The sequence below is a fragment of the Nocardia asiatica NBRC 100129 genome (genome assembly GCF_000308415.1).
In the GTDB taxonomy this organism is placed as follows: Bacteria; Actinomycetota; Actinomycetes; order Mycobacteriales; family Mycobacteriaceae; genus Nocardia; species Nocardia asiatica.
Window position 1 is genome coordinate 1 of the sequence record NZ_BAFS01000057.1, and the last position, 5,200, is coordinate 5,200.

The following is a 5,200-nucleotide window of genomic DNA, read 5'->3' on the forward strand; positions in this document are numbered from 1 at the left end:
GACCGTTTCAACCAGACGGATGCCGGGCGGGACTTCTCGGCTATCGTCACCGATATCCGTAACCGTTCCGACCAAGAGGGTGCATGAAGATGGACGCATCGCAAAGCGATTTCGTGAGGGGTGGCGGCTGGTGACGGGCGGTCCCGACTTCGAGACGATTCTGCTGGAACGCAAGGGCCGGGTCGGCTGGATCACGCTGAACCGCCCGAAGGCGCTGAACGCGCTGAACGCGCAGGTCCTCGACGACGTCATCGCCGCGCTCGACGAGCTCGAGCGCGACGACGAGATCGGCGCCATCGTGATCACCGGGTCGGAGCGGGCCTTCGCGGCCGGCGCCGACATCAAGGAGATGCAGCCCAAGTCGTACATGGACATGTTCATGGACGACTACTTCGCCCGCTGGGACCGGCTGGCGCAGTTCCGCAAGCCCACCATCGCCGCGGTCGCGGGCTACGCGCTGGGCGGCGGCTGCGAGCTGGCCATGATCTGTGACGTCCTGCTCGCGGCCGACACCGCGAAGTTCGGGCAGCCGGAGATCAAGCTGGGCGTCATCCCCGGCATCGGCGGCTCGCAGCGGCTGACCCGCGCGATCGGCAAGGCCAAGGCCATGGACCTGGTGCTCACCGGTCGCAACATGGACGCCGAGGAGGCCGAGCGGGCGGGGTTGGTCTCCCGGATCGTGCCCGCCGCGCAGCTGCTCGACACCGCTGCCGAGGTCGCCGAGACGATCGCGTCGATGTCGCTGCCGGTCGCCATGATCGCCAAGGAGGCGGTGAACCGCTCGTTCGAGACCACGCTGGCCGAGGGCCTGCGTTTCGAACGCCGGGTCTTCCACTCGCTGTTCGCGATCGAGGACCAGAAGGAAGGCATGAGCGCCTTCGTCGAGAAGCGTCCCGCGAAGTTCACCAACCGCTGAGTTCGGTATCGCCCGGCCGGCCCGTCCGGCCGGGCGGACCCGCGGCGAGTCAGCCGAAGCGCCCCGGTGTGGGCGCGACGATCTCCGCGGGCGTGGGCCCCCGGTCTCCTTCCGGCCTGCGCCTGTCGTCGTCCGTGGCGAGCAGTCCGGCGATGGTGGCGCCGAGGGCGACGGTCACCGCGGCCGCCGCGATGAGTTTGCGCCGGTCGACGGTGACCGGGACCAGGGTGGCCCCGGCGCGCAGCCGAGCCATCCGGATCCGGCCGCCGCGTCGTTCGGCGGCCAGCAGCACGGCGCCGCGCGCGGAGACGAACTCCGGCTCCGGGTCGTAGACGATCGGCAGATCGATCAGTTCGGTCAGTTCGGCGCGAATGCTGGGACTGCGGGTGCAGCCGCCGAGCAGCACCATGGCCTCCGGCCGCACGCCGGTCTCGTCGATGATCTGGCGCACGAACGACGCGGAGTGGTGGATGCCCGCCGCGCACAATTCGGCCAGGTCGCTGCGGGTGACCACGGCGCGGTCGCCGGTGCCCTCGTCGATGGCGGTGATCACGCGTGCGTCGCTCAGTTCTTCGCGGTGGCGCCGGATGGTCGGCGTGTCGGTGAGCACGCCGTCGCGGGCCAGCCGCCAGCGCAGCAGCGCGTCGTAGCCGTCGCCGCCGAGTACCGTGCTGCGTTTGCCGGCCAGGATGGTGTCGGTGCGGCAGTCCGCCTGGGTGATGGTCAGCCCCGAACTGCCCAAGTCGTAGAGGATGACCGAGCCGCTGTCGGGGAGTTGCCCGGTGAAGCGCAGATAGCGCAGCTGGGCGAGCGGTTCGTCGACGATGGTGACGCCCCGGCCCACGCCGGTGCGGACGGCCTCGGCGTGCAGCGGACAGCGGCACGTCACCGCCGTACCCGAGATCAGTTCGTCCCTGCGGTCGGCGGCGCCGTTCATCCGGCGGATCGCCTCGAAGACCGATTCCTCGACGCCACCGCCCGCGCGCCGCGGCACTTCGCAGCGATGGATCGGGGGTAGGTGTGGCTGATCGGAGTGTGTCAGCATCGCGTGGGCGCCACCAGCGCCCGCCGATACACCCAAGACCAGCACCATGAGTCCATGGTGGACCTTTTCGCTGCCGCTGCCAAGACGGCATGCCCGGCAATTCGCCGGTTGGATGCCGGTCTGTCACGGATCGATCGGTCCACTGCGGTACTCGACCGACCGGTACGTTGAATTAGTCTGTGACCGTTGCCGACCAGCGCGCCGTGCCCTCGGCAGTGTCGAAGTCGCCCGCCGCGTGTCGGAATTCGGCGAGCAGCTGCAGCAGGGTGTGCAGCCGGTCGGGCGGGAGCCCGGGGACCGCGAAGACCTTCGCGTTGAGTTCCTCGGTCGCCTTCGCGACCAATTCGCGCCCGGCGTCGGTGATTTCGATCAGGGTAGCGCGCCGGTCGCTGGGGTGCGGTACACGCTCGACGAGCTGGGCCGCTTCCAGCCGGTCCACGGTGTTGGTCACGCTGGTGGGGTGCACCTGCAGGCGCGCGCTGGCCTTCGCCATCGGCAAGGCACCGGTTTTGCTGAAATTGAGCAGCATGAGCAACTCGTAGCGGGAGAAGGTCAACCCGGTGGGTTTCAGCGCCTCGTCCACCCGCGCCATCACGATTTGCTGGGCCCGCACCAGCGAGGTCACCGCGGCCATGCCGTCGGCGACGTCGCCCCAGCCGTGGCCGACCCACTGGCGGTGGGCCTCCTCGATCGGGTCGTTCGGAAGCGGGCGTGGCCGAGACATGTTCCGATCATTCCATGCCACCGCACAGGGGCGGGGACATCCGACCAGCCTTCGGATCAGCGTGAGCGCAATAGTAGGCCGGGCCTACCCGCCGCGGGCACTATCTGAGGCGAGGCGGGCGTGGCTGAGTGGTTTAGGCAACGGTCTGCAAAGCCGTTTACGCGGGTTCGATTCTCGCCGCTCGCTCCACAAGTCCTCGGTGCCCGGCTCGGTGCGTGCTACCGCCGAGCCGGGCACTTTCGAGGCGCACCGGTCACGATCGCGGCATGTTCGGCGGACTTCAGGCGGCGTTGTCCGATTCGGCGTACGCCACCGCCGCGCCGAGCACATCCAGGCGCACCCGCTGGCCGGTGGCCGGCGCGTCCACGCTGGCCCGGCGCACTCGCACCGGGGTGGCTGCGCCGTCGAGAGCGATCGTCAGGATGACGTCCGCGCCGCGGAACTCCACCGCGCGGATCTGCCCACTGTCCGGCTCACCCGCCGGAACCGTCCGCGCCACAAGCTGTTCCGGCCGCAACATGAGAGTCACGTGTCCGGCCGGGGCATCGCGCTGCACGGGAATCCGCCCGAGCGCGCACTTGGCCACGTCGGCTTCCACCACCGCTTCCAGCAGCACGCAGTCGCCGAGGAAACGCGCGGTGAACAGGTCCTTCGGCGTGGCGTAGACCTGCTCCGGCGTGCCGACCTGGGTGAAGCGCCCGTCGCGCAGCACCGCCACCTGCTCGGCGAAACTCAGCGCCTCCTCCTGGTCGTGGGTGACCAGGATGCTGGTCATGCCCGCCGCGCGCAGGGTATCGGCCACGGCCTGCCTGGTCGTCGCCCGCAGCCCCGCGTCGAGCGCGCTGAACGGCTCGTCCAGCAACATCACCGACGGCTTGCGGGCCAGCGCGCGGGCCAGCGCGACGCGCTGCTGCTGACCGCCGGAGAGCTGATGCGGACGCCGGTCGGCGTAGGACGCGTCCAGCGAGACCGTCTCCAGCAGTTCGCGCACCCGCTGCCGGTCGCGGCGGCGCAAGCCGAGTCCGTAGGCGATGTTCTGCCCGACGGTCAGATGCGGGAACAGCGCCCCGTCCTGCGCGACATAGCCGATGTTCCGCCGCTGCGGCGGCACCATGACCCGTTCGCCCACCACGGTTTCCGCTCCGATCGACACCGATCCGGTGTCCGGCGACTCGAACCCGGCGATCACCCGCAGCAGTGTGGTCTTGCCGCAACCCGACGAGCCGACCACGGCGGTCGCGGTGCCGTCCGGGACGTCGAGGCTGATTCCGCTCAGCACGCGGGTGTGGCCGAAGGTCTTCGACACATCGGCGACGACAACGCGACTCATATCCCCGCCGCCTTCCGCGAGTTCGTGAACAGCAGATACGTCACCGGCACCGCGGCGGCGATCATGATCAGGGCGTACGGTGCGGCGGCCGCGTAGTCCAATTCCCCCGACAGGCCCCAGAACCGCATCGCCAGCGTGCGAGTTCCGTTGGGGGCCAGCAGTAAAGTCGCGGTCAGTTCGGTCGCCACGGCGACGAACACCAGTGCGGCGGCCGCGGCCGCCGCGGGCGCCGTGAGACGCAGCGTGACGAGAAAGAACGTCGCGGGTCCCGACTTGCCCAGGGAACGGGACGCCTCCTCCAGCCCGACCGGCACCTGAGCGAGCCCGGCCCGCACGCTGACCAGTGCCCGGGGCAGGAACAGCAGCAGGTACGCGGCGATCACCATGCCCGCCGTCTGATAGAGCGCGGGCGCCCACCGGATGGTCACCGTCACCATGGCCAGCGCGATCACGATGCCGGGCAGCGAACTGGTCACGTAGTTCGCGCCCTCGACCACCCGGGCGAACGCCGTGGTGGAACGCACCGCGATCCAGGCGACCGGGAACGCGCACAGCGTGGTGAGCAGCGCGGCCACAGCCGCGAGAACCACCGTCTGCCCGAGCGCGTTGCCGATGTCGGTGAAATCCCACACCGCCGCTCCGCCGATGCGCAGCCAGCGCGCGATGGTCCACAGCGGCACGCCGAGCGCGCCCGCCGTCACCGCGACGAGCGCTGCCAGGACGGGTAACGTGCCCGCGCCCAATCGGATACGCGTCGCGGCGCGCGGCGCCCCACTGCCGATCCGCGCGTAGCGCGCCCGGCCGCGCAACCCGGATTCCGCACCGAGCAGCGCCAGGCAGCACAGCACGAGCACACCGGCGAGCATGCTGCCCGCGGGCCCGGCGAAGCTGGATTGATACTGCTCGAAGATGGCGGTGGTGAACGTATCGAACCGCACCATCACGAAAGCGCCGTATTCGGCGAGCAGATGCAACGCGATGAGCAGACCGCCGCCGAGAACAGCCAAGCGCAACTGCGGCAGCACGATCCGCGCGAAGACCTCGACCGGTCCGGAACCCAGCGCACGCGCCGATTCCTCCACCGCCGGGTCCAAGCGGCGCAGTGTCGCCGCCGCGGGCAGGTAGACCAGCGGGAAATAGGACATGGTCGAGATGACCACACCCGCCCACAAGCCGTGCGCACTC

General features: G+C 70.0%; 5 protein-coding genes and 1 tRNA gene. 2 read left to right on the forward strand and 4 right to left on the reverse strand.

Annotated features, from left to right (window positions below):
- Positions 1 to 130 precede the first annotated feature (130 nt).
- Positions 131 to 916: an enoyl-CoA hydratase gene (locus tag ON27_RS06145; RefSeq protein WP_043720763.1), complete on the forward strand. Its 786-nt coding sequence runs from the start codon at positions 131 to 133 to the stop codon at positions 914 to 916.
- 49 nt (positions 917 to 965) lie between these two features.
- Here ON27_RS06145 and ON27_RS06150 read toward each other — a convergent pair whose 3' ends face one another.
- Both ON27_RS06150 and ON27_RS06155 read right to left on the reverse strand, forming a co-directional pair.
- Positions 966 to 2,009, reverse strand: a complete 1,044-nt coding sequence (locus ON27_RS06150; protein ID WP_043720765.1) for an Hsp70 family protein — start codon at positions 2,007 to 2,009, stop codon at positions 966 to 968.
- A 124-nt stretch (positions 2,010 to 2,133) separates the two neighbouring features.
- Entirely contained in the window at positions 2,134 to 2,685 is a 552-nt protein-coding gene (locus ON27_RS06155; RefSeq protein ID WP_043720766.1) for a MarR family winged helix-turn-helix transcriptional regulator, read from the reverse strand.
- 114 nt (positions 2,686 to 2,799) lie between these two features.
- Between ON27_RS06155 and ON27_RS06160 the strand changes: the two genes are divergently transcribed.
- A tRNA-Cys gene (locus ON27_RS06160) sits at positions 2,800 to 2,874 on the forward strand.
- Between the two features lie 91 nt (positions 2,875 to 2,965).
- On the opposite strand, the gene ON27_RS06165 is transcribed toward ON27_RS06160, so the two are convergent.
- A complete protein-coding gene (locus ON27_RS06165; protein ID WP_043720769.1) occupies positions 2,966 to 4,015 on the reverse strand; it encodes an ABC transporter ATP-binding protein in 1,050 nt (349 codons plus the stop codon).
- On the reverse strand, positions 4,012 to 5,200 hold a 1,189-nt coding region (locus ON27_RS06170), incomplete at its 5' end, for an ABC transporter permease (RefSeq protein ID WP_043720772.1). The genes ON27_RS06165 and ON27_RS06170, both read right to left, overlap by 4 nt.

Bases quoted from the DNA above. Each gene is read 5' to 3' on its own strand.
- ON27_RS06150 (WP_043720765.1), bottom strand. From the start codon at position 2,009: ATGGTGCTGGTCTTGGGTGTATCGGCGGGCGCTGGTGGCGCCCACGCG.
- ON27_RS06155 (WP_043720766.1), bottom strand. From the start codon at position 2,685: ATGTCTCGGCCACGCCCGCTTCCGAACGACCCGATCGAGGAGGCCCAC.
- ON27_RS06165 (WP_043720769.1), bottom strand. From the start codon at position 4,015: ATGAGTCGCGTTGTCGTCGCCGATGTGTCGAAGACCTTCGGCCACACC.